Genomic DNA, 19,010 nt, shown 5'->3' with positions numbered 1-19,010 from the left:
CTCGCGAACACGTGGTGTCCTTTCTCGCGAAAGAAGCCAGGAGCCGATCAACGAATCCCCGGGGCAGTAGCATCCGCGAATGCGAAACATCGAGACGCTGGTGCCAGATGCAGCGCAGGCCGACGCCGCTGGCCTACGCGAGCTTGACGCCGACGTGCTCGCTCGGTACGTGGCCGACCCGGAACACCCGTGGTGGCGGCGCAGGCCTTGCGTGCTCGCGCTGGCCGGGCGGTTGCCGGAGCGGTATGTCGGTGACTTGATCGCATGTGTCTCCGACCCAGGAGACGTGGCCGAGGTTCGCATTGCGCTTCTCGACCTCCTCGCGGAGCGGGCGGAACTTCTGCCGTGGCTCAAGCACGAAGACCGGCAACAGGAACGCTCGTACGGCATGCCCGAGGTGATTCTCAAGGCACGCGGCATGCTCGGCGACCGCTCGGCCGCACGTGGGTTGGCAACGCTCGCGGCCTCTCCTTGGCCGCATTGGCGGACGGTCGGTGAGGCCGGGCTGGACGCACTGGTCACGCGGTACGGGGTCGAGGTGGTCCTGGCCGACCTCGGTGACCTGCGGCCGGAGGACCGCGTCTTCCACGTCCGGATGCGGCATCGCGCCGGTGCGGACGTGACCGACACGCTGGCGGATCCCGATCGTGGCGTCGCGTACTTGGTCCAGTCGCTGCTTTCGGACCCGGACCGACTCCGCAGTTACCTCGACGAGGCGCCGACGACCGAGGCGAAGCTCTGGGCCGCGTACGCGCTGTATCGCCTCACCGGTGACGCGGCGGAGACCCGAGCGGTATACGACGCCCTGGGGAGTCCTCGGGTCGAGGTGGCCGGTCTGGATGACGAACTTCGCAACGCGATCCTGCATCAGTATGCGAGCGACTGCGAGCCGTACAGCGATCCCCGGTGGCGCATCGAAGCTCTCTGCACCGAGCCACCCAGCCGCCCCGATCAGAACGAGCAGCTCCGCCGGGCAATGGCCGCGCTAACTGCGGCGGGCCTCGCGCCCAAGCCCCCGGTCTCTTGTGGCGAGTACAACCAGCAGGGCGGTGGGACCTACCACGTGATCGAGTTCGGCGAGAGCAAGCTGTTCATCAGCGCCCTTGGGCGGTTCGCCAGCGGTGACGACACCGACCTCATTGGCCGCCGGGCCCTCGAATCGGCCGGCTTCCGCTGGATCGACGAGACCACCGGCGCGATCCGAGTCACCGACCTCTGCGTCTACTACTTCGGCAAGCGCGAACCCCTCAGCGTCGACACCCTGCTGTTCTACTGGCAGGACTAGGGATCCTCACGAGAACGCCGCCGGCTCTGCGCTCGTCTATGGCCAGGCCAGTCGCCTTGATTCGGACGGGATTTCCAACAGGGCGGGCGGTACTGACCGGCCTTCACGAGAGACTCACGAGAGAAGGGCGTGATAAGTTTCATCGCTTCATGAAGTCCGCGCAGGTCAGCACGGCATTGGGTCGATCCTTCTGACATGGCCTCCGGAGCCGGGTGCGCTGGTTCGAATCCAGCAGGGGGCGCGCTTTTTGATCACGGAAAACCCCGGCCGACCAGCCCGAACGCTGGCAGCCGGGGTTTCGCGCATGTGCAGCCGTATGCCACCGGACGCAGCCGCATCTCCATGATCGCGCACTATCCGCGTATTCGATTTTCGGCCGTCTTCCCAGGTGAGCCACCAAAGGAAGAAGCCCCGGCGTACTCACCGGGGCTCCCACACTAGCCGACCAACGCGGCGTCGATCTTGTCGAACCATCGTTCGTCGTGGCCGTCAAGGCGGCGGCGCAAGCGCCGCCGCAGGCCGCCCGCTGCGGCACGCCCTACGGGCGTGCGGCGTGGGCGCCGGTCCCTCCGGTCGTGCCGGTCGGGCGGCCCAGCGGACGAACAACCAACCGCGGATTCTCTCCACCGACATCCGGGCGGTTCGTTCTCGCGGGACGGGCGCAGGGCCGCCGGCCGACTCGCATTCGCTCGCCCTACGGGTGCCTTTGGCATCAGACGGCAGCCCCGCTCACGTCATCACGGGAGTTGGTTGATCGAGCGCGCCCCTGGGGGCTCCTCCGCCCCCAGACCCCCGCGAGCCGGAGCACCCGCCCGCGCGAAAGGGTCTGTCACCACGTCCCGCCGTTCGCGCGGACGGGCACCCCGGACCGATGCGCTCGCATCAGGCCCCCGAACCGACCCATCCCGTCAGAACGTCAATGACCTCAGCCGCACATGTCGGGGATCAGCGTCGACAGGTATTCCGGCTGACTCCAGGAGGCACAGGATCTCATTCGCACGTCGAGTCCAGAAGTAGTAGTCGCCATCGGAGCAGCTCATGCCGACACCAGGGCCGCTGAGGAAGACCGGAGCGACGGGAAAGGCTCCGTGGATCATCCTGAACGGTACCGGTCGTGATTGTAAGACGAGCTTGAACAGACCTCGCGGGTGGAAGCTCACCCGGCGGGGACGCAGGTCCAAGCGAGCGAGAGGGCTACTGAGACTGATGCGCCCGAACCCGCCCCTCATCGGGATGTTGAAGCCGCCGATATACGAGCGGACCTCGGAATCCGAAAGGGACATAGCGACTCGACCTAGCCTTCCGGTGTTGGAACAACGATAGTTCCCTTGAGCCGACTCGTCCGCCACGATCACCTAGCAGATCAGGTCAGCTCTAGGACCAGGATGCGCTTCCGCTCTCTTCCCCGATGGCTTCATCACCTGGCCCATGTCGAAGGCCAGACCGGCGGGTGACAAAACGGTGCCCATCGTCGACAAGCACACCGGCCGGCTGACCCGTTGGCCATCACTGCCCAAAGACGTCCTGGCCGTCCAGTACTGCAACTACCTCCACGGCCGCCCGATCGAACTCGGCCCGAGCTCCAGCCAGGGTCGACGCTAACCGCGGCGCATCAGCCGGGCGACCGCCGCCATCATCTCGTCGGTCATCTCCTCGGTACGGTCCTCGGCTACTGCGTTCTTGACGCAGTGCTTCACGTGGTCGTCCAGCAGGCCGAGGGCCACCTTGTCCAAGGCCGCCTGGATGGCGGAGATCTGGGTGAGGACGTCGATGCAGTACCGATCTTCATCGACCATGCCCTGGATGCCACGGACCTGGCCCTCGACGCGGCGTAGCCGCGTCTGCAACTGGTCTTTCGTCGCGCTGTAACCGCGAGTCCTTCGGGCGGAGGCCGCCGGCGGGCGTGTCGGTGTACTCATGTCCTTGACTGTACCAAACCCCGGGGGGGTATGTTATGGTCCTCTTCGCCTACCCCAACCGGGTACGGGCATAACGAAGGGAGCCCCCATGTGCAGCTGTTCGACGAGCGCTGAGACGACCAGCCAATCCATCACGGACGGCCGTGACTACGTCGTCACCGGCATGACCTGCCAGCCGTGTGCGACGAAGGTGACGTCCGCGGTGCAGCAGGTCGACGGCGTCACCGGTGTGTCGGTCGACCTGGCGACGGGCCGGCTGACGGTGAGCGGCGACGCCGCCGACAGCGAGATCCAGGGCGCCGTGACGGGCGCCGGCTACCAGATATCCAACGTCTGACCGCTCAACGGTCATGTTCGCGGCGGGGCCGCCGATGACGGCGCCCCGCCCGGAAGGGACTCCCCCATGTCTCCCGATCCCCGACGCTGGCGGGCGCTCGCCGTGCTCGCGGGCGCCCAGTTCATGGTGATCATGGACACGTCGATCATCGGAGTGGCCCTGCCCGACATGCAGCGTGCGCTCGGCTTCAGTCAGGGCGGCCTGCAGTGGGTCTTCAACGCCTACGTGGTCGCCCTCGGCGGCCTGCTCCTGCTCGGCGGCCGCCTGTCGGACCTGTTCGGCGCCCGCCGGGTCTTCGCGGCCGGCTGGCTGGTGCTCATCGCCGGATCCGTGCTCGCCGCGGCGGCCGGCGGCCCCGGCCTCGAGATCGCCGGCCGGGCGGTGCAGGGCGCCGGCTCGGCGCTGATCGCCCCCTCCTCGATGACCCTGCTGATGGTCCTGTTCTCCGGGCAACCGAGCGAACTGCCCAAGGCGATGGCCTTCTACGGCGCGGCCGCCCCGGCCGGCGGCACCGCGGGAGTCTTCCTCGGCGGCGTCATCACCGAATGGCTGAGCTGGCCCTGGGTGTTCATCATCTACATCCCGATCGGCCTGCTGAGCCTGGCGCTCGTCCCGGCGCTCCTGCCCGCGATTCCCGGCCGCAAGACCGGCGTCGACCTGCTCGGCGCCGCGGCCGTGACCGGCGGCCTGGCCCTCGCGGTGTACGCGATCGTCCAGGCACCCGAACGAGGCTGGACCGCGACCTCCACCGTCCTCGAACTCGCCGGCGCGGTACTCCTCCTGGGTATCTTCGTGGCGATCCAGCGGGCCGTCCGTGCTCCGCTGATGCCGCTGTCGATCTGGCGGACGCCGAACCTGGCGGCGGCGAACGTCGCGATGACGCTGCTGGGCGCCGCGTGGATCCCGATGTGGTACTTCCTCAACCTGTACCTGCAGCAGGTCCTCGGCTACGGCGCCTTCCCCAGCGGCGCCGCACTGGTGCCGATGACGGCACTGATGATGCTGCTGATGGTCGGCGTCACCGGCCGGCTCATCGCCCGGTTCGGCACCAAGCCGCTCATCGTCACGGGGCTGGTCGTCCTCGCCGCCGGCCTGGGAGTCCTGTCCACCATCCATCCGCACGGCGGTTTCGTCACCGACGTGCTGCCCGGTTCGCTGATCTCCGCCGTCGGCATGGCGCTGGTGTTCATCCCGGCCACCATGGCGGCCATCGGCGGCGTGGCACCGGAGCAGGGCGGGCTGGCCTCCGGCATCGTCAACACCACCTACCAGATCGGCTCGGCCGTCGGCCTCGCCGCCATGACCGCCATCGCCACCTCCCACGGCGCCGGCCGCCTCGGCGACATGGGCGCCCTCACCCACGGGTTCCAGGCCGCCTTCATCGGCGCCGCCATCGTCGCGCTCGCCGGCGCGGCACTCGGCCTGGCCACCCTCCGCACTCCCAAGCCCGTACCGGAGCCGGAGCGGGAGAGCGTTAGCGCATAGGGCCGGCGATGTGGCAGGGCTCACATCTGCCCATCGAATACCCCCACAGGGTATTCGATGGGCAGAGTCGGTCGTAGGCACCGATCAACGACGAGCAGGGGGAGAAAGCGATGAACACCCCGCCAGGCTCGGCATCTTCAGCCTCGAGCTGGCGGCGGTGTTCGGCGCGGCACTGGGGCCGGCCCCGTCGGGGCCGAGGAGAAGCCGCACACCGCGCACGGCGGCGTGGACCACGGCAGTACCGGTCACGGCGGTCATGGAGGCGCGTTGTGGTAGCGGTAGTGCCGGTGACGCAGGTGGGCGGTCTCATGCGCGAGCAGGACGCGGCGTTCGTCTGCGTTCAGGGTGCGCAGCGTGCCGGTCGACACCGCGATGCGGCCGTGGTCTTTGCGGCCGGCGGGGACGGCGAACGCCTCGATCGCGGGCTGGTCCAGGACGACGAGGCGGCCGGTTCCCGGGCCGAGCCGGGCGCAGGCGCGCCGCGCGCGGCGAAGAGCGGCGACGCGGCGTGCGGTGATCCAGACGACGGCGGACGCCAGCGTCGCCAGGGCGAGCATCGCGAGTTTCGCGGCGACGGGCGAGACCGGGTCGGCATGGTGGAGGCGGTCGCCGGACCAGGCGCCGACGGCGGCGACCAGGGGAAGCCGTCCGATGAGCGTCGCGGACAGCAGCGCGTTTCAGGGAGTGGTGTGGGCGCCGGCGGGCGCGGCGGTCAGCGCCGGTGCCAGGACCCCGGTGCGCAGGTGGGCGACTAGGGGGGCGGTGAGGCGGCCCAGGGCCTGGCTGAGGAGGTAGGCGACCGGCAGGGCCAGGAGGGCTGCGCCGATGACATCGTGGGGGTAGTGGTCGCCGAGGTAGACGCGGGTGAAGCCCTCGAAGACGGCGAACGCGGCGGCGACGGCGGACAGGCGGCGGTCGAGCAGCCACAGCGCCGCCACCGCCGCCGCGGCGACGGTGGCATGGCCGCTCGGAAAGGCGTAGTCGGTGCGGACGGGGCAGGCGGAGACGAAGTAGTCGTGCGGCATCGAGTAGCACGGCCGCACCTCGGTGATCAGCTTCTTGGCCACCTCGGCGACGGCGAAGGCCACCGCGACGGCAACCGGCGCCGCCAAGGCCAGGGCCATGGCGTGGGTGTCGCGACGCCGGGCGTTCCACCAGCCGACCAGCATGAGCACCGCGAACACCCCGAGGCCGGCGTTGGTCCACACCTCCAGCGGCGTGTTGAGCCACCGGGTGTCGCGGGCGATGTCGGTGATCGCGGTGAACAGCGAGCCATCGATGCCGGAGCCGTCGAAGGCGAGCACGGAGTGGACTGTCATCGAGGATGATCTCCAGAAGCTGAGGAAGGCCGCAGACCGGACCAGGCGAGCCACCCAGCCGAAATCCACAGACTCGTAGAAGCTCAGGGACGGTGCCGGTTTCCGGCGGCACGCCGGCCGGGGTGTGCCACGCCCGGCCGGCGTGACAGACTCGACGGCGCACCGACTTCTACACACTCGTAGAAGTTCTACAGGACTGTAGAGGATGAATGGAGGGCGGCCAACTCGTGAACGCCCCGCACGCTCCGGGGGAGCGCAGACCGGGCGGCGCGCTGGAGGCCGAGGTCCTCGGCCTTCTGCAGTCCTCCCCCCAGCCGCTGACCCCCGGGGAGGTCCTCCAGGGCCTGGGTGAGGATCTGTCCTACAGCACGGTGGTGACCGTGCTGTCCCGGATGTTCGACAAGGGCCTGCTGCGGCGCGGCAAGCAGGGCCGGGCGTACGCGTACGCACCGGTCGCCGACGCCCACGGGCTGACCGCTCGGCGGATGCGTCAGGTGCTGGAATCCGACTCCGACCGGGAGGCGGTCCTCACCCGCTTCGTGGAAGACCTGTCCGCCCAAGACGAGCACCTGCTGCGGCAGCTCCTCGGCGACCTGCCGGATCAGGAGTGAACAACGTGCTGATGCACCTGCTGGTCTACCTGCCGCTGCTGTTCCCCGTGGCCGCCGCGCCGGCCGCCCGGCCGCTGGCCGACCGCCTGGACCCACGGCTTGCGACCTGGCTCCTGACCACGACCGCACTCGCCCTGGCCGGCTTGAGCTGCGCGGCTCTGGGCGTCTTGGCCGCAGCCGGTGTGGTGCGCCTGCCGCCGGCGGCGTACGTGGGTCACTGGTCGGCGTCCACCGTGCGCAGAGGCGACCCCGTCTCCACGGTCGAGGCGGTCGCGGCCGCCGCCGTGCTGGCCGCCGCCGCGGGAGCCGGGCTGCGGATGCTGTGGCGGCGGATGCGGGCACTGGCCGCAGCCGCGTTCGAGGCCGCGTGCCTGCCCGGACGCGGCCAACTGGTCGTCGTCGACGACGACGCCCCCGACGCCTACGCGCTGCCCGGCCTGCCCGGACGCATCGTGGTCTCCACCGGCATGCTCGACGCCCTCGGCCCCACCGACCGGGAGGCCATGATCGCGCACGAACGCGCCCATCTGGCCTGCCACCACTACGCCTTCGTCGCCGTCGCCCACTTGGCCGCCGCGGTAAACCCGCTGCTGCGGCCGGTGGCCACCGCGGTCGCCTACACCGTCGAACGCTGGGCCGATGAGCGCGCCGCCACCATCTGCGGCGACCGCCGTCAGGTCGCCCGCGCGGTCGGCAAGGCGGCCCTGGCGACCGCCCATCGCCCGGCTCGCCGACGGCTGCCCGACGCCGTTCTCGGCCTGCTGGGGCGGCGGCGCGGCCCGCTCGCCGCCGCCGGGCCCGTTCCGCGCCGCGTCGCCGCCCTCCTCGCCGAACCCACCGCCTCGTCCACACCGCTGGGCGTGCCACTGCTGCCGCTGGCCGGAGCCGCCGCCGTGGTCGGCTCCAGCGCCCTGTGCGCGTTCGCCGCCGCCCACGACCTGCACCTGCTGCTCGAACTCGCAGGCGCCTGACTGGCGCCCGCCCATCCCGCCGAAACTCCGGACCTCGGGGAGAACGCCGGTGCCGACCACCACTCCCGACCAGGGCCGCACACCGGGCCGCGCCCAGCTGTGGCCGCTGTACGCGGCCGGCTTCACCACCGCGTTCGGCGCCCACAGCGTCGCGGCCAACCTGGGTCGCTTCACCACCGGCCACCACGACTCGGCCTCGCGCTGGGTGCCTACTCCGCCGGCGCTCGGCGCAGAGAGGCACCACCGGCCGGACGACCTCTCCCGCAAGCACCTCGCCGGGTGACGTGGCGTCCTAATGTGAAGGAAGCCCCGGTGATCGATAGGTCACAATGGTGCTGGCTCAGGAAGGGAGACGGACAGGTGGCGATCGCAGGGCCGCTTGAGCGAGCAATCATGGAGGCGCTGTGGGATGCCCGGGAGCCGCTGCTCATCCGTGAGCTGATGGAGAAGGTGAACGCCGGATCGGCGAAACGATCGGCGTACACGACGGTGCAGACCGTCGCCGACCGCCTTGTCCAGAAGGGGTTCCTCGTACGGACGGCCGACCGTAACGCCTGGCGGTACGCTCCGACGCGCAGCCGTGAGGATCACGTCGCGCAGGTGATGGCCGAGGCGCTGGCCGGCACCACCGACCGCGGTCCGGTCCTGGCCCGGTTCGCGGAGACCATCGACCCACAGGACGCTCACCGGCTCCTCGTGGAGCTCGCGCAGCGTTCGGCGCCGACGGAACCACGTCTGTGAGCCCGCTCGTCGGTCTTGGAGTGGTAACGGTCGCCCTCGCCCTCGGCGCGGGCCCGTTGCTGAGCCGGAGCGCCTGGTGCCAGCGCATCCCCCGTATCGCCGCCCTCGCGTGGTTGGGTGCCCTGGCGGGCGCACTCGCCGCACTGGTCGGTGTCGTCGTGCTCGTGTCCACCGGCCAACATGGCCTGGTGCACAGGGCGGCGGAATGGGCTGCCAATTGCTGGCACCATCACGACGGATCCGGTGGACCCGCGGCGTACGCCTTGAACGTGGCCCTTCTCGTCAGCGCCGTCCTCGCCACCTGCGTGACCGTCAACAGGTATCGGCGCACCGTCGCCCAGCGCCGTCGTCACCAGGAGGCGCTGCAGTTCGTCGTACGGCTCCCCGGTGACATCGACGATGTCTGCGTCCTCGATCACCCGGTGCCGGTCGCGTACTGCGTGCCATCGCGCAAACGTCCGATCGTGGTGAGCAGCGGTGCTCTCGACCAACTGGACGACGTTCAACTCGAGGCGGTCCTGGCCCACGAACGGGCGCACCTCCGCTACCGCCATCACCTCTTCCTCACGGCTGTCGACGCACTGGCGGCGGCGCTGTTCTGGCTGCCGACCTTCCGCCACGCGCGCCGTTGCCTTCCTCTCCTGCTGGAGATGACCGCGGACGACGTCGCCGCCCGACAGTGCGGTCGCCGTACCGTCGCAATGGCTCTTCGGAAACTGACCATCGCACCGAGCCCCCTCGGTGGGCTGGCCGCCCACAGCGGCGACAGGTCGGAACTCGATCGGCGCCTTGCCCGGCTGGAGACGCCGCCTCTCGTCGTCGACGAGGCTCGTCTGCGGCGCCTTACATGGGTCACGGCGATGAGCTCGGTAGCGCTCCCGACCCTGATCTCAGCAGGCTGGCTGGCCTCGCTCCCGCTGTTCTGCTGATCGGGACACCAAGACGACGCCGCTCGCGGCGACGGTCGCACGGACGACACCGACACGGTCCGCGAAGGTGACACCTTCGGCATAGGAAGCCGCTACCTCCGACGAATCTTAGGAGACTACGGCAGCTCGCCGAGGAGCTCGGGCCGACGTTCGCGTCGAAGCGAAGGCAGGAATTCCTCGTCAACCACGGAGTTCGCCGTCGTCATCACGCGAGAGCTTCAACATCTAGGCGGCCACGTCGGTCTTAGCGCTTACCGAATCACCTCGTCAGGTAGCAGAAGATCGGTCAAACCTCCTACACTCCGTCAGAGATCGGCCGCCCCCTGCTTCACACGAGGCACGGCCGACCGCCGAATCCCGACAGGGAACCGGGGACCCGAGACTTCCGGGGCGAATCCGGACCGTACAGCGTCCGTAGGGCTACTCCGGCCCGAGCCCGACAGCTAACCCGGTAGGCGGCCAAGGAGAGGAGTTCTCACGTGGCGTTCTTCCGCCCGGTCACCAACGCGTACGCCGTAGGGCATCCACGGTGGCGTCGATCGCTTCGGCTGTGCGCGACCCTCTCGGTGACGACCGCCCTGGCTCTCACGGCGGTGCCGGCCGAGGCGAGCCCGAAACCGTCGGCCGCAGCAGCGAAGAAGGAGCTGGAGAAGCTCAACGGCCGGGTCGACAAGCTCGTTGATCAGTACAACAAGGTCAAGACAGAGCTGGACGCGGCGAAGAAGAAACTGAGTGCGCTCAATGGCCAGATGAAGGGCGAGCAGCGCGTCTACGAGAGGCTGCACTCCCGGGTCGCGCAGATCGCCTTCGATGCGTACAAGAGCGGAACCCTGGACTCGAGCGCCGCTACCCTGCTCGCATCCAAGAATCCCGACGCGGCGTTGAACCAGATGTCGGTGTTCACTCAGCTGTCGAACAACCGCGGCCAGGAGCTCGCGGCGTTCCTGGCCTCCACCCAGCGCCTGCGGCGCGAACACGCCGAGGCGCAATCGGCGTATCAGGCCGTGTCGCAGAAGGCCGCCGAGCTCAAGAAGCGCAGGTCCATCGTCGAGAAGGCCATCGCCAAGCAGAAGAGTCTGTTGCGCAAGGCCGGCGAACCCACCAGTTCACACGGTCCGGGCGGCACGTACAACGGACCCGCCTCGGGCCCGGCGCGCAAGGCGGTGGAGTACGCCTACGCCCAGCTCGGCAAGCCCTACATCTGGGGCGGCACCGGGCCGAAGGGCTATGACTGCTCCGGGTTGACGATGATGGCCTGGCGCGCCGCCGGCGTTAACCTCCCTCGCGTCGTCCCCGACCAGTACAACGCGACCCGGCACGTGGCAAGGGCCGACCTGCAGCCCGGCGACCTCGTGTACTTCCTCGGCATGGGTCACGAAGGCATTTACGTCGGCGGCGGCAACTTCATCCACGCCCCGAAGACCGGCGACTACATCAAGATCGTCAGCCTGTCGAACCCCTACTGGGTCGCCCACTACGAAGGTGCCAGCCGTCCGTAGGGGCTCGCACCCTCCGGTTTTGCATATGGCAGGAGCACACCGGAAGCCGACGCGTCTTCGGAAGGGACTCGGCCTCCTCCCCGCTCTGGTGACCGCCTGGACGTTCGGCATCGTCGGACTCGACTGGGGTGGTGCGATCATCGGGGTCGTCATCTTCGTCTGCGCAGTCATTCCCGGGTCGAAGAGCTCGCGCTAGGCGGGCTGCACCAATGCTCCCGGGCTCGGCGGCTTCGGCTCGCATCCGTACCGGCCCCTTGGCGTCCGACCTCGACCCCTGCCGTAACTCAGCGCCGCCAACGTCGTGGGCCGATGCCCTTGAGCCTCGCCACTCTCCGGGCAGCAGGGTGGAATCCTTGCCGCTCCAGAAGGGTCACATTCGTTGAGCGACGCCCCGGATCAGATGGATTCGCCGCTCCTGCTTAGGATCGCCTCACCTAATTCTTTGAGGACCGGTGAGGCGTGAATCTGACGACGCAGCTGGCGCTGGGCCTGGCAGCGGGCGGCACCATCTTTCTTGGCCTGTTGGCCGGACGCTGGCCTGTGCGTAACGCGACGCTGCGCACGGGACTGGGGATGCTGGCCGCAGGCATCCTCGTCTACCTCATGGTGGAGATCGTCGGCAACACCGCCGGGCAGGTGAGCACCAGCTGGCGTGACGCGGTCGGCGGCCATGCCAGCCACGGTCGAGCGTTCGGCCTGACGGTCCTGCTCGTTGTGGGATTCCTGATCGGCTTGGCCGGGCTCGCGTGGCTGCAGCAGCGCCTCGGCAGGCTGCTGACCCGCAACGCACAGCGCCGCGTGGAGCGCCGCGCTCGGCTCGCCGAGGCCGGCGAAGCGCCGACCGACACGACGGCTACCACGGCGGCGGCGACCCCGGGAGAGCAGCTCGCCTTGGCGATCGCCTCCGGTATCGGCCTGCACAATCTGAGCGAAGGCCTGGCCATCGGGCAGAGCGCCGCGACCGGACGCACCGCCCTCGCCGCCGGCCTGGTCATCGGATTCGCCCTCCACAACTCCACCGAGGGCTTCGGCATCGTCGGCCCACTGGTCACCGATGACACCCGTGTTCCCTGGCGCAAACTCGGCTTCTACGGCCTGCTCGGCGGCGGCCCGACGTTTCTCGGTGTGCTGCTAGGTGGGGTTTGGACCAGCCAGGCGGTCGATGTCTTCGTGCTCGCCGTCGCCGGTGGTGCCCTGCTGTACGTGATCGGCCAGCTCCTCGGCGGGTTGCGCCGGCAGGCGGCCCAGGTCGCCGCCATGACGTTCCTCGCCGCCGGCTTCGCCATCGGCTGGGGTACCGAGGTCACCGCCACGGTCGCGCTCAACGGCGGCAGCACCACCGCGGCGGCCTGTTCCGGTGGCACCACCGAAGCCGACGGCGACGTCATCGGCGGCACCTGTGCCTCAGCCTCGGCGAAGGCTCCCCAGCCGGCACTCGCCGCCGCCGACGCCAAGCGCCAGCAGCAGACCGCGGCCGACCTACTGCACGAAACCGCCCTGCGACCCACGATCGAGGCCGACGGCACCCGCCACTACACGCTGACCGCTTCACAGTTCCCCTGGCAGCTCTACCCCGGCCGCGTGGTCAACGCCTGGGGCTACAACGGCAGCGTCCCCGGACCGCTACTGCGCTTCACCGTCGGCGACAAGGTCGCCATCACCCTGGTCAACCACCTTCCACAACCGACCACCGTGCATTGGCACGGCCTCGCAGTGCCGCAGGCCGCCGACGGCGACCCGATGACCGCCCCGAGCGTCGCCCCCGGCGGCACGGCCACCTATCGCTTCACCGTCACCGACCAGATGGTGGGCACCCACTGGTACCACTCCCACGTCAACACCGACTTCCAGGTCGACGCCGGCCTGCACGGTGCCCTCATCGTCGACCCCGCCCCCCACAGCCCCGCCGCCGCGGCGACCCCGGCCACGGGCGTCGACGCGCTGGTCACCCTGTCGGCATTCAAGATCGCCGGCAGCGAGACCGAGAACGCCTTCACCATCGACGGCAAGGCCCATCCCCTCGCTCCAACCCTCACCGTCCGCCAGGGACAGCGACTGCGCCTCCGGCTGATCAACGACAGCGCCGAGCAGAGCCACGTCATGCACCTGCACGGGTACACCTGGACTCAGATCGCCCGCGACGGCAACCCGGTGACCGGGCAAGCCAACAGCAACAACATCAACCTCGGCCCCGGCGAGACCGCCGACATGCTCGTCGTCGCCAACAACCCCGGAACCTGGATGTTGCAGTGCCACATCCTCGACCACCAGATCAACCCCGGCCCCAACGGCGATGGCGACGCCACCCACATGGCCGACATGGGAGGCCTGACCACCTTCCTGACCGTCACCCGCTGAACCGGCCGCCCCACCACTGACGCCCCAGGCCACCACGACAACTCCTACACTCTGTAGGATCATGGGGCGCGGCTGGATTCAGCCTGCACACGCGCCCGGACACCGAGGGCTTCGAGAGGACGGCCATGACCACCACGCACGGGCACCCCGGTGATCACCCTGAGTCCGAGGTCGAGCATGCGGGCCACCATGACGAGCACGCGCATATGGGCGTGGTGACCTGGAGCATGGCAGCGCAGGCGACGCTGCACTGCCTGACGGGCTGTGCCATCGGTGAGGTGCTGGGCATGGTAATCGCGACCGCGCTGGATTGGCCGAACCTCCCCAGCATCCTGATCGCGATTCTGCTGGCGTTCATCTTCGGTTACGCGTTGACCATGCGCGGTGTGCTCCGGGCCGGCCTGTCGTTCCGTGCCGCCTTCGGTGTCGCGCTGGCGGCCGACACGGTTTCCATCACACTGATGGAGATCCTCGACAACAGCGTGGTGGCCTTGGTGCCGGGTGCAATGGACGCGGGGCTGAGTGACGCGCTGTTCTGGGAATCGCTGGCCGGCTCGTTGCTCGTGGCTTTCCTGCTCACCACCCCCGTTAACCGCTGGATGATCGGCCGAGGCAAAGGGCACGCAGTGGTCCACCAATACCACCACTGACTGGCGGGAACTGTCCCCCCACTGCCGAAACCGTACGGCGATCACGGTGCCACGCAGTCAAGGAGCCACCAGGCCGAGTACTCGGGCCGATTGGGTTCGCCAGCGAAAACCGGCCCGCCAAAGGTTGATCAAGGGGAACAACGACCCACGCGTGCTCGTGGGCGGTCGCGTCGCACAAGGGGTCGGAGCGGCGCTGCTGTCTCCCGCCGCGCTGTCACTGGTGGTGGGCCTGTTCGATGGGGAGGAGCGGAACAAGGCCCTGGGCATCTGGTCCGCGCTCGGCGGCGGTGGCGCCGCCCTCGGCGTACTCCTCGGCGGCCTGCTGACCGCGGGCCCTGGGTGGCCGTGGGTGTTCCGCATCAACATGCCCATCGGGCTGGTGATCGCCGTGGTGCTCACCGCCCTGCTGCCGGCGCGGCGCGCGTCCGCCGACCGGCCGCGGCTCGACGTCCTCGGCGCGATTCTGGTGACGTCCTCCTCCGCGACCTTGATCTACGCTCTCATCGCGGCCGGTGAACGCGGATGGCTGACCGCGCTGACCGGGTCGCTCGTCCTGGCGGCCACCGTGGGCTATGTGCTCTTCGTGCTGTGGCAGAGGCGGGCCCGGTCGCCCTTGATGGATGTCCGGCTGCTGGCCCGGCGGCCCGTGGCGACGGGCGTCTTCCTCATCTTCATGGCGACCGCACTGATGATCACAGTCTTCTTCGATCGGCCGGTGGGGTGTCCGAGCGCCGGCCATCGCGGGCCTGGCGATCGCGGCGATCGGCATGGCCGTCCCCGCGGTCTCCATGCACCCCGTGAGCGTCACCATCGGCGTGGCCGTCGCGGCGGCCGGCACCGGCGCGATGTACGTCCTCGCCTCGGCGACCGCCCTCGGCCAGGTAGCGCCCCATGAGGCCGGGATCGCCTCCGGCATCGTCAGCACCTTCCACGAGTTCGGCGCATCCTTCGGCGCCGCGGTCGCGTCAAGCGTCGCGGCCGCCGGCCTGGCCGGAACCACGTTGAGCGGCTTCGCCAGCGGGTTCACCGTGGCCGCAGTCGCGGCAGCCGTCGCCGCTGCCGCCGCCGCAATGGTGATACCCGGCCGCTCGAAGTGACAGGGCCAAGACCTCCGCAAGGCGTGTTTCGAAGCCTGGCCGGTGTGCGGGAGAGCGGCGGGTCGTGATCGAAAGGCAGTGAGGTCTCCGGTAGTGGGTTCAACGGCCAATAAGACGTCGTTTCATTTGGGGCGAGTGGCCTGGCGGCAGTTGCCGCCGATGTGGGGGCGTCGTGGCAGACGGTGTACCGGCGGTTCGCCGAGTGGAGTCGCGCACGGGTGTGGGCGAAGCTGTATCGGGTGATCCTGGATGAACTCGGTGCTGGTGGAGACCTGGGCTGGTCGCGGTGCGCGATCGACTCGGTCAGCGTCCGGGCCGCCAAAAAGGGGACCTGGCGGGCCCGAATCCTGTCGATCGCGGCAAGTATGGGTCGAAGATTCATGCGGCATCGAGTCCTCCCAGCGGCTGGGCCGGCACCGCTGGGTGGTCGAACGGACGATGTCGTGGCTGAACGGCTGCCGCAGACTCCACCGTCGCTACGAACGCAAGGCCGACCACTTCCTGGCGTTTGTCGGCATCGCCGCGGCTCTCATCTGCTACCGCCGACTCGCCAAATAAAACGACGTCTTAGTTGTGAGCCGTCCTCGTTCCTCAGCGCATGGAGACCCTTTGAGCACACCCCAGTACACCCCGCACGGGCTCGCCTACGAACGCACCGGTTGCAGCGGCGACGCCCCGATCGTCCTCATCCACGCCGGTATAGCCGACCGGACCATGTGGGATGCCCAATGGGAGGCCCTCACGGCCGAGTTCGACGTCGTTCGCCTCGACCTTCGCGGCTTTGGCGAGTCCAGCCGACCACCCCTTGGTCGCTGGTCCCATGCCGAGGATGCCCTGTCCGCGTTGGGCTATCTCGACATCACTCGGTGTCACCTCGTGGGAGCCTCGTTCGGCGCCGGGGTCGCGACCGAGGTCGCCCTGCTCAAACCGGAGCTGGCTCTGTCCCTGCTGCTCTGCCCGCCAGGCGGGAGTCTGTTGGCGGAGTTGACCGAGGACCTCAAGAACTTCTTCGAAGCAGAGAAGTGCGCCCTGGCCGCTTGCGATGTCGACGCAGCAGTAGCGCTACTCCTACCTCCAGCCCGCCGGCGGCATGGCCGTGGAGGGCCAGCCGATCCCGATGGGAATGCTGTCACCGGACGGCCTCGACTTCCTGCGACGCAACCCGTCGTTCGACGGCTGGGTCTACACCGCCACCCTCCAGGGCCGATACGACCGCAACGACCGCCCACTCGAGACCGAGTACCGCCACCCAGGCACCGAACGACGGCTGGCGGCGCTGACCCGCGTCGCCACTGCTCGCGGACTCCGACCGGGCCAGGTGGTGCTCGCGTGGCTGGCCTCCGGGAGCCCGGCGCTGACCCCGATCGTCAGAGCCAGCAGCGTCAAACAGATCGAGCAGGCCGTGGAAGGCGCATCCACCATCCTCACCGAGGATGAACTGGCGGCGCTGGACGGCGCATAGGCGACGACGCGAGGCCGAACGCCAGCTGCACGCTGACCTGGCGACCACGATGGCCGAGCTCGTCGCCAACCTGCGGCGTGAGCGGGACCAGCGTCAGGCAGCGGGGCAAGAGACGGCCGCGATGGAACCGTTCCTGCACGGGCTCGGGGTCGAGGAGTATTGCGGTACTACACCGCCACCGACGGTGACGGATGCTCTCCACGGAAATACGCATCAGTCGATGATGCGAGCTCCAGCACACGACCCCGTTCCAGCGCCAGCCGCGTCACGGGGAACCTCGATCCGCCCGGCACGGGCGACACCGTGGGCGAACGGCAGGGTCTTGGTGGCCGTGACATGTCGATCTTGCGTGACTGGGTTTCCTCGGTTGTCTCACCGTAATGTCATCAAGATCATTCTCGGAATCGTGGCATTCCCCAGGTGCTGCCGGTCGTGGCCGCTAGCGGCGCCGCCCGGCGGGGTTCAGCCGGATCTCGATGTCGTTGGACGTCGCCTCCGACGCCGGATCGGCGGTTGCGCGGACCCGTATCGGACGGCCGGTGTCGGCCTCGACGAAGGACAGGGGTGGGCGGCCTTCCTGCAGGTACTTGTCGCCCCATTGCATCAGTGACAGGAACACCGGCAGCAGGTCCTCGCCGGCCTCGGTCAGCCGGTACGCGTCGCGGGCCCGGCTCCCCGGCTCCCGATAGAGAACGGGCTCGACGATCTCTGCGGCCTTCAGCTGTTTGAGTGCCCGCGACACCGCGGGTGCCGAGGTCCCGATCCGCGCCACGAAGTCGTCGAACCTGGTCGTGCCGTAGAAGAATTCGCGGACCACCAGGAACACCGTCTTGGTGCTGAGCAGGTCCAGCACCCGCCCCGCCGAGCATCCGTCGCCGATCGACCACGTATCCCGGTTGCGCAGCAGTTCCTCGAACCTCATGGCCACCTCGCCATTGTAACTAATGCTTGCGTTATCCAGCGCGGCGTGATGTCATCTGACTAACGACATCGTTAGTCAGATGGAGAGGTGCTGTGGTTGCAGTAGCGGGCAGGGTGGCCGTGGTGACCGGGGGGCGGCGTGGACTAGGCGCGGCGCTGGTGGATGAGCTGCTGGCGCGCGGGGCGCGAAAGGTGTACTCCACCGCGCGCTCGGCGTACATCGACGACCGGCCAGAGGTGGTGACCGCCGAGCTGGAGGTCCGCTCGGCGGCGTCGGTCACCGCCCTCGCGGAGGTCGCCGCCGACGTCGAGATCGTGTTCAACAACGCTGGGATCCTGCTGCCGGATCCGCTGCTGACGGGTGACTTCGAGCGCGTCACCGCGACCTTCGACGTCAACGTCTTCGGGCCGCTGCGGGTAGCACGGGCATTCGCGCCGATCCTGGCCGCGAACCGTGGGGGCGCGCTGGTGAACATCCACTCCGTGCTGTCCTGGCTGGCCGGCAGCGGCGCCTACGGGGCGTCCAAGGCGGCGGCGTGGTCGGTCACCAACTCGCTCCGACTCGAACTGGCGCGCCAGAACACCCAGGTCGTTGGCGTGCACGCAGGGTTCATCGACACCGAGATGGTCTCCGCCATCGAGCTGCCGAAGGCGACGCCGGCCGAGGTGGCCGCGCGAATCCTCCACGGCCTGGAGGCCGAGGCCACGGAGGTGCTCGCCGACGACGTGACAGTCACCGCCAAGGCGGCGCTGTCCGGCCCCGTGGAGCACCTGACCTTCTCTGCCGCCCGCTGACACCACATCTGGACACTCGAGGAGTACGAAGCGCCATGCCGCTGTGGACTATTCATCACACGCCCGGAACCTTCACCGACGAGGAAAAGCACCGACTCGCCGCGCACATCGCGGACCATTACGAACAGGTCGGGCTGCCCCGGTTCTACGTGGTCACGCTGTTCCACGAGACCCGGCCAGAGGAGTTCTACGTCGGCGGGGAGCCCGCGCCGGTCGGGGTTCGCATCGCCATCGATCACATCGCCCGGCGCACCCCCGACCGGGAGAGTCGGCGCCGGACCGCCCAGTGGGTCAAGGGCATGCTGCAGCCCCACCTCGAACGGAACGCGGGGCTGCACTGGGAGTTCCACATCGACGAGACCAGCGACGAGCTCTGGATGATCAACGGGATCGCGCCGCCCCCGGCAGGATCCGACGCCGAGAAGCTCTGGGCTGAGAGCAACTCGGCGTCCCCCTACTGACCGCGCCGCCGGTACCGCGAGAATGGCTGAACATCCCGGGCAAATCTGTGTAGGCAGAGCCGGGAGCTCGGCTAGTGCCAGTCGTCGAATCGGTAGCCCTCGAAGGCTTTCCTGCCCCCAGGCGAGAGGCCCGCGATCATTATCCGCCAGGTAATCGCTTGTCCTCGCTC

General features: G+C 69.0%; 21 protein-coding genes, 2 pseudogenes and 1 riboswitch. Of the genes and pseudogenes, 19 read left to right on the top strand and 4 right to left on the bottom strand.

Going from position 1 to position 19,010, the window contains the following annotated elements; all coding sequences use genetic code 11:
* Positions 1-79 precede the first annotated feature (79 nt).
* Together AB0L00_RS04945 and AB0L00_RS04940 are read left to right on the top strand one after the other, a co-directional pair.
* On the top strand, positions 80-1,285 hold the full coding sequence (locus tag AB0L00_RS04945) for a hypothetical protein (protein ID WP_364428432.1): 1,206 nt from the start codon (positions 80-82) through the stop codon (positions 1,283-1,285).
* A 1,428-nt stretch (positions 1,286-2,713) separates the two neighbouring features.
* A complete protein-coding gene (locus tag AB0L00_RS04940) occupies positions 2,714-2,887 on the top strand; it encodes a hypothetical protein (RefSeq protein ID WP_364428429.1) in 174 nt (57 codons plus the stop codon).
* Here AB0L00_RS04940 and AB0L00_RS04935 read toward each other — a convergent pair.
* On the bottom strand, positions 2,884-3,204 hold the full coding sequence (locus AB0L00_RS04935; protein WP_364428427.1) for a metal-sensitive transcriptional regulator: 321 nt from the start codon (positions 3,202-3,204) through the stop codon (positions 2,884-2,886). The two genes, AB0L00_RS04940 and AB0L00_RS04935, sit on opposite strands and share 4 nt — an antisense overlap.
* An 88-nt stretch (positions 3,205-3,292) precedes the next feature.
* Between AB0L00_RS04935 and AB0L00_RS04930 the strand changes: the two genes are divergently transcribed.
* Together AB0L00_RS04930 and AB0L00_RS04925 are read left to right on the top strand one after the other, a co-directional pair.
* On the top strand, positions 3,293-3,541 hold the full coding sequence (locus AB0L00_RS04930; RefSeq protein ID WP_364428424.1) for a heavy metal-associated domain-containing protein: 249 nt from the start codon (positions 3,293-3,295) through the stop codon (positions 3,539-3,541).
* Positions 3,542-3,607: 66 nt separating this feature from the next.
* Positions 3,608-5,026 (top strand): MFS transporter, encoded by a 1,419-nt coding sequence (locus tag AB0L00_RS04925; protein ID WP_364428421.1) that lies wholly within the window; start codon positions 3,608-3,610, stop codon positions 5,024-5,026.
* 254 nt (positions 5,027-5,280) lie between these two features.
* On the opposite strand, the gene AB0L00_RS04920 is transcribed toward AB0L00_RS04925, so the two are convergent.
* Positions 5,281-5,583: a M48 family metalloprotease gene (locus AB0L00_RS04920; protein WP_364428418.1), complete on the bottom strand. Its 303-nt coding sequence runs from the start codon at positions 5,581-5,583 to the stop codon at positions 5,281-5,283.
* Positions 5,584-5,703: 120 nt separating this feature from the next.
* A complete protein-coding gene (locus AB0L00_RS04915; RefSeq protein WP_364428415.1) occupies positions 5,704-6,345 on the bottom strand; it encodes a phosphatase PAP2 family protein in 642 nt (213 codons plus the stop codon).
* Positions 6,346-6,572: 227 nt separating this feature from the next.
* On the opposite strand from AB0L00_RS04915, the gene AB0L00_RS04910 reads away from it, so the two are divergent.
* The 13 genes and pseudogenes from AB0L00_RS04910 (at position 6,573) to AB0L00_RS04850 (ending at position 16,663) form a co-directional block, all read left to right on the top strand.
* Positions 6,573-6,956 (top strand): BlaI/MecI/CopY family transcriptional regulator, encoded by a 384-nt coding sequence (locus AB0L00_RS04910; RefSeq protein WP_364428412.1) that lies wholly within the window; start codon positions 6,573-6,575, stop codon positions 6,954-6,956.
* Entirely contained in the window at positions 6,953-7,927 is a 975-nt protein-coding gene (locus AB0L00_RS04905; RefSeq protein ID WP_364428410.1) for a M56 family metallopeptidase, read from the top strand. The genes AB0L00_RS04910 and AB0L00_RS04905 overlap by 4 nt, the downstream gene beginning before the upstream one ends.
* A gap of 49 nt (positions 7,928-7,976) precedes the next feature.
* Positions 7,977-8,210 carry a hypothetical protein gene (locus tag AB0L00_RS04900; protein WP_364428408.1) on the top strand — a complete coding sequence of 78 codons (234 nt, stop codon included), beginning with the start codon at positions 7,977-7,979 and terminating at the stop codon, positions 8,208-8,210.
* Complete coding sequence (locus AB0L00_RS04895; RefSeq protein ID WP_364428406.1) at positions 8,207-8,668, top strand: BlaI/MecI/CopY family transcriptional regulator; 462 nt, start codon at positions 8,207-8,209, stop codon at positions 8,666-8,668. Before AB0L00_RS04900 ends, AB0L00_RS04895 begins: the two co-directional genes overlap by 4 nt.
* Entirely contained in the window at positions 8,665-9,597 is a 933-nt protein-coding gene (locus AB0L00_RS04890; protein ID WP_364428403.1) for a M56 family metallopeptidase, read from the top strand. Before AB0L00_RS04895 ends, AB0L00_RS04890 begins: the two co-directional genes overlap by 4 nt.
* 338 nt (positions 9,598-9,935) lie before the next feature.
* A riboswitch (cyclic di-AMP (ydaO/yuaA leader) is annotated at positions 9,936-10,071 on the top strand.
* A gap of 5 nt (positions 10,072-10,076) precedes the next feature.
* On the top strand, positions 10,077-11,096 hold the full coding sequence (locus AB0L00_RS04885; RefSeq protein WP_364428400.1) for an NlpC/P60 family protein: 1,020 nt from the start codon (positions 10,077-10,079) through the stop codon (positions 11,094-11,096).
* A 459-nt stretch (positions 11,097-11,555) separates the two neighbouring features.
* On the top strand, positions 11,556-13,454 hold the full coding sequence (locus tag AB0L00_RS04880; protein ID WP_364428397.1) for a multicopper oxidase domain-containing protein: 1,899 nt from the start codon (positions 11,556-11,558) through the stop codon (positions 13,452-13,454).
* Positions 13,455-13,579: 125 nt separating this feature from the next.
* On the top strand, positions 13,580-14,104 hold the full coding sequence (locus tag AB0L00_RS04875; RefSeq protein WP_364428395.1) for a DUF4396 domain-containing protein: 525 nt from the start codon (positions 13,580-13,582) through the stop codon (positions 14,102-14,104).
* Positions 14,105-14,255: 151 nt separating this feature from the next.
* Positions 14,256-14,999, top strand: coding sequence for an MFS transporter (locus tag AB0L00_RS04870; protein ID WP_364428392.1), 744 nt, complete (start codon positions 14,256-14,258; stop codon positions 14,997-14,999).
* Complete coding sequence (locus AB0L00_RS04865) at positions 14,950-15,201, top strand: hypothetical protein (RefSeq protein WP_364428389.1); 252 nt, start codon at positions 14,950-14,952, stop codon at positions 15,199-15,201. The genes AB0L00_RS04870 and AB0L00_RS04865 overlap by 50 nt, the downstream gene beginning before the upstream one ends.
* A 141-nt stretch (positions 15,202-15,342) precedes the next feature.
* Positions 15,343-15,759: pseudogene (locus tag AB0L00_RS04860) on the top strand (transposase); the annotation flags it as partial.
* A gap of 15 nt (positions 15,760-15,774) precedes the next feature.
* Positions 15,775-16,425 (top strand): annotated as a pseudogene (locus AB0L00_RS04855) (alpha/beta fold hydrolase); the annotation flags it as partial.
* Entirely contained in the window at positions 16,319-16,663 is a 345-nt protein-coding gene (locus tag AB0L00_RS04850; protein ID WP_364429008.1) for an aldo/keto reductase, read from the top strand. The pseudogene AB0L00_RS04855 and the gene AB0L00_RS04850, both read left to right, overlap by 107 nt.
* A 439-nt stretch (positions 16,664-17,102) precedes the next feature.
* On the opposite strand, the gene AB0L00_RS04845 is transcribed toward AB0L00_RS04850, so the two are convergent.
* On the bottom strand, positions 17,103-17,585 hold the full coding sequence (locus AB0L00_RS04845; RefSeq protein WP_364429005.1) for a helix-turn-helix domain-containing protein: 483 nt from the start codon (positions 17,583-17,585) through the stop codon (positions 17,103-17,105).
* A gap of 92 nt (positions 17,586-17,677) precedes the next feature.
* On the opposite strand from AB0L00_RS04845, the gene AB0L00_RS04840 reads away from it, so the two are divergent.
* Positions 17,678-18,379: an SDR family oxidoreductase gene (locus AB0L00_RS04840; protein WP_364428386.1), complete on the top strand. Its 702-nt coding sequence runs from the start codon at positions 17,678-17,680 to the stop codon at positions 18,377-18,379.
* 35 nt (positions 18,380-18,414) lie between these two features.
* The gene (locus AB0L00_RS04835) at positions 18,415-18,840 is read left to right on the top strand and encodes a tautomerase family protein (protein WP_364428383.1); all 426 of its coding nucleotides are present in this window, start codon (positions 18,415-18,417) and stop codon (positions 18,838-18,840) included.
* Positions 18,841-19,010 lie beyond the last annotated feature (170 nt).

The organism is Actinoallomurus sp. NPDC052308 (assembly GCF_040679195.1).
Classification (GTDB): Bacteria; Actinomycetota; Actinomycetes; order Streptosporangiales; family Streptosporangiaceae; genus Actinoallomurus; species Actinoallomurus liliacearum.
The sequence above is the reverse complement of the archived record's forward strand: the minus strand, read 5'-3'. Positions and strand labels throughout refer to the sequence as shown.

Bases quoted from the DNA above. Each gene is read 5' to 3' on its own strand.
- AB0L00_RS04945 (WP_364428432.1), top strand. From the start codon at position 80: ATGCGAAACATCGAGACGCTGGTGCCAGATGCAGCGCAGGCCGACGCC.
- AB0L00_RS04915 (WP_364428415.1), bottom strand. From the start codon at position 6,345: ATGACAGTCCACTCCGTGCTCGCCTTCGACGGCTCCGGCATCGATGGC.
- AB0L00_RS04865 (WP_364428389.1), top strand. From the start codon at position 14,950: ATGTACGTCCTCGCCTCGGCGACCGCCCTCGGCCAGGTAGCGCCCCAT.
- AB0L00_RS04920 (WP_364428418.1), bottom strand. From the start codon at position 5,583: ATGCTCGCCCTGGCGACGCTGGCGTCCGCCGTCGTCTGGATCACCGCA.
- AB0L00_RS04850 (WP_364429008.1), top strand. From the start codon at position 16,319: ATGGGAATGCTGTCACCGGACGGCCTCGACTTCCTGCGACGCAACCCG.
- AB0L00_RS04845 (WP_364429005.1), bottom strand. From the start codon at position 17,585: ATGAGGTTCGAGGAACTGCTGCGCAACCGGGATACGTGGTCGATCGGC.
- AB0L00_RS04925 (WP_364428421.1), top strand. From the start codon at position 3,608: ATGTCTCCCGATCCCCGACGCTGGCGGGCGCTCGCCGTGCTCGCGGGC.
- AB0L00_RS04935 (WP_364428427.1), bottom strand. From the start codon at position 3,204: ATGAGTACACCGACACGCCCGCCGGCGGCCTCCGCCCGAAGGACTCGC.
- AB0L00_RS04835 (WP_364428383.1), top strand. From the start codon at position 18,415: ATGCCGCTGTGGACTATTCATCACACGCCCGGAACCTTCACCGACGAG.
- AB0L00_RS04930 (WP_364428424.1), top strand. From the start codon at position 3,293: ATGTGCAGCTGTTCGACGAGCGCTGAGACGACCAGCCAATCCATCACG.
- AB0L00_RS04875 (WP_364428395.1), top strand. From the start codon at position 13,580: ATGACCACCACGCACGGGCACCCCGGTGATCACCCTGAGTCCGAGGTC.
- AB0L00_RS04940 (WP_364428429.1), top strand. From the start codon at position 2,714: ATGTCGAAGGCCAGACCGGCGGGTGACAAAACGGTGCCCATCGTCGAC.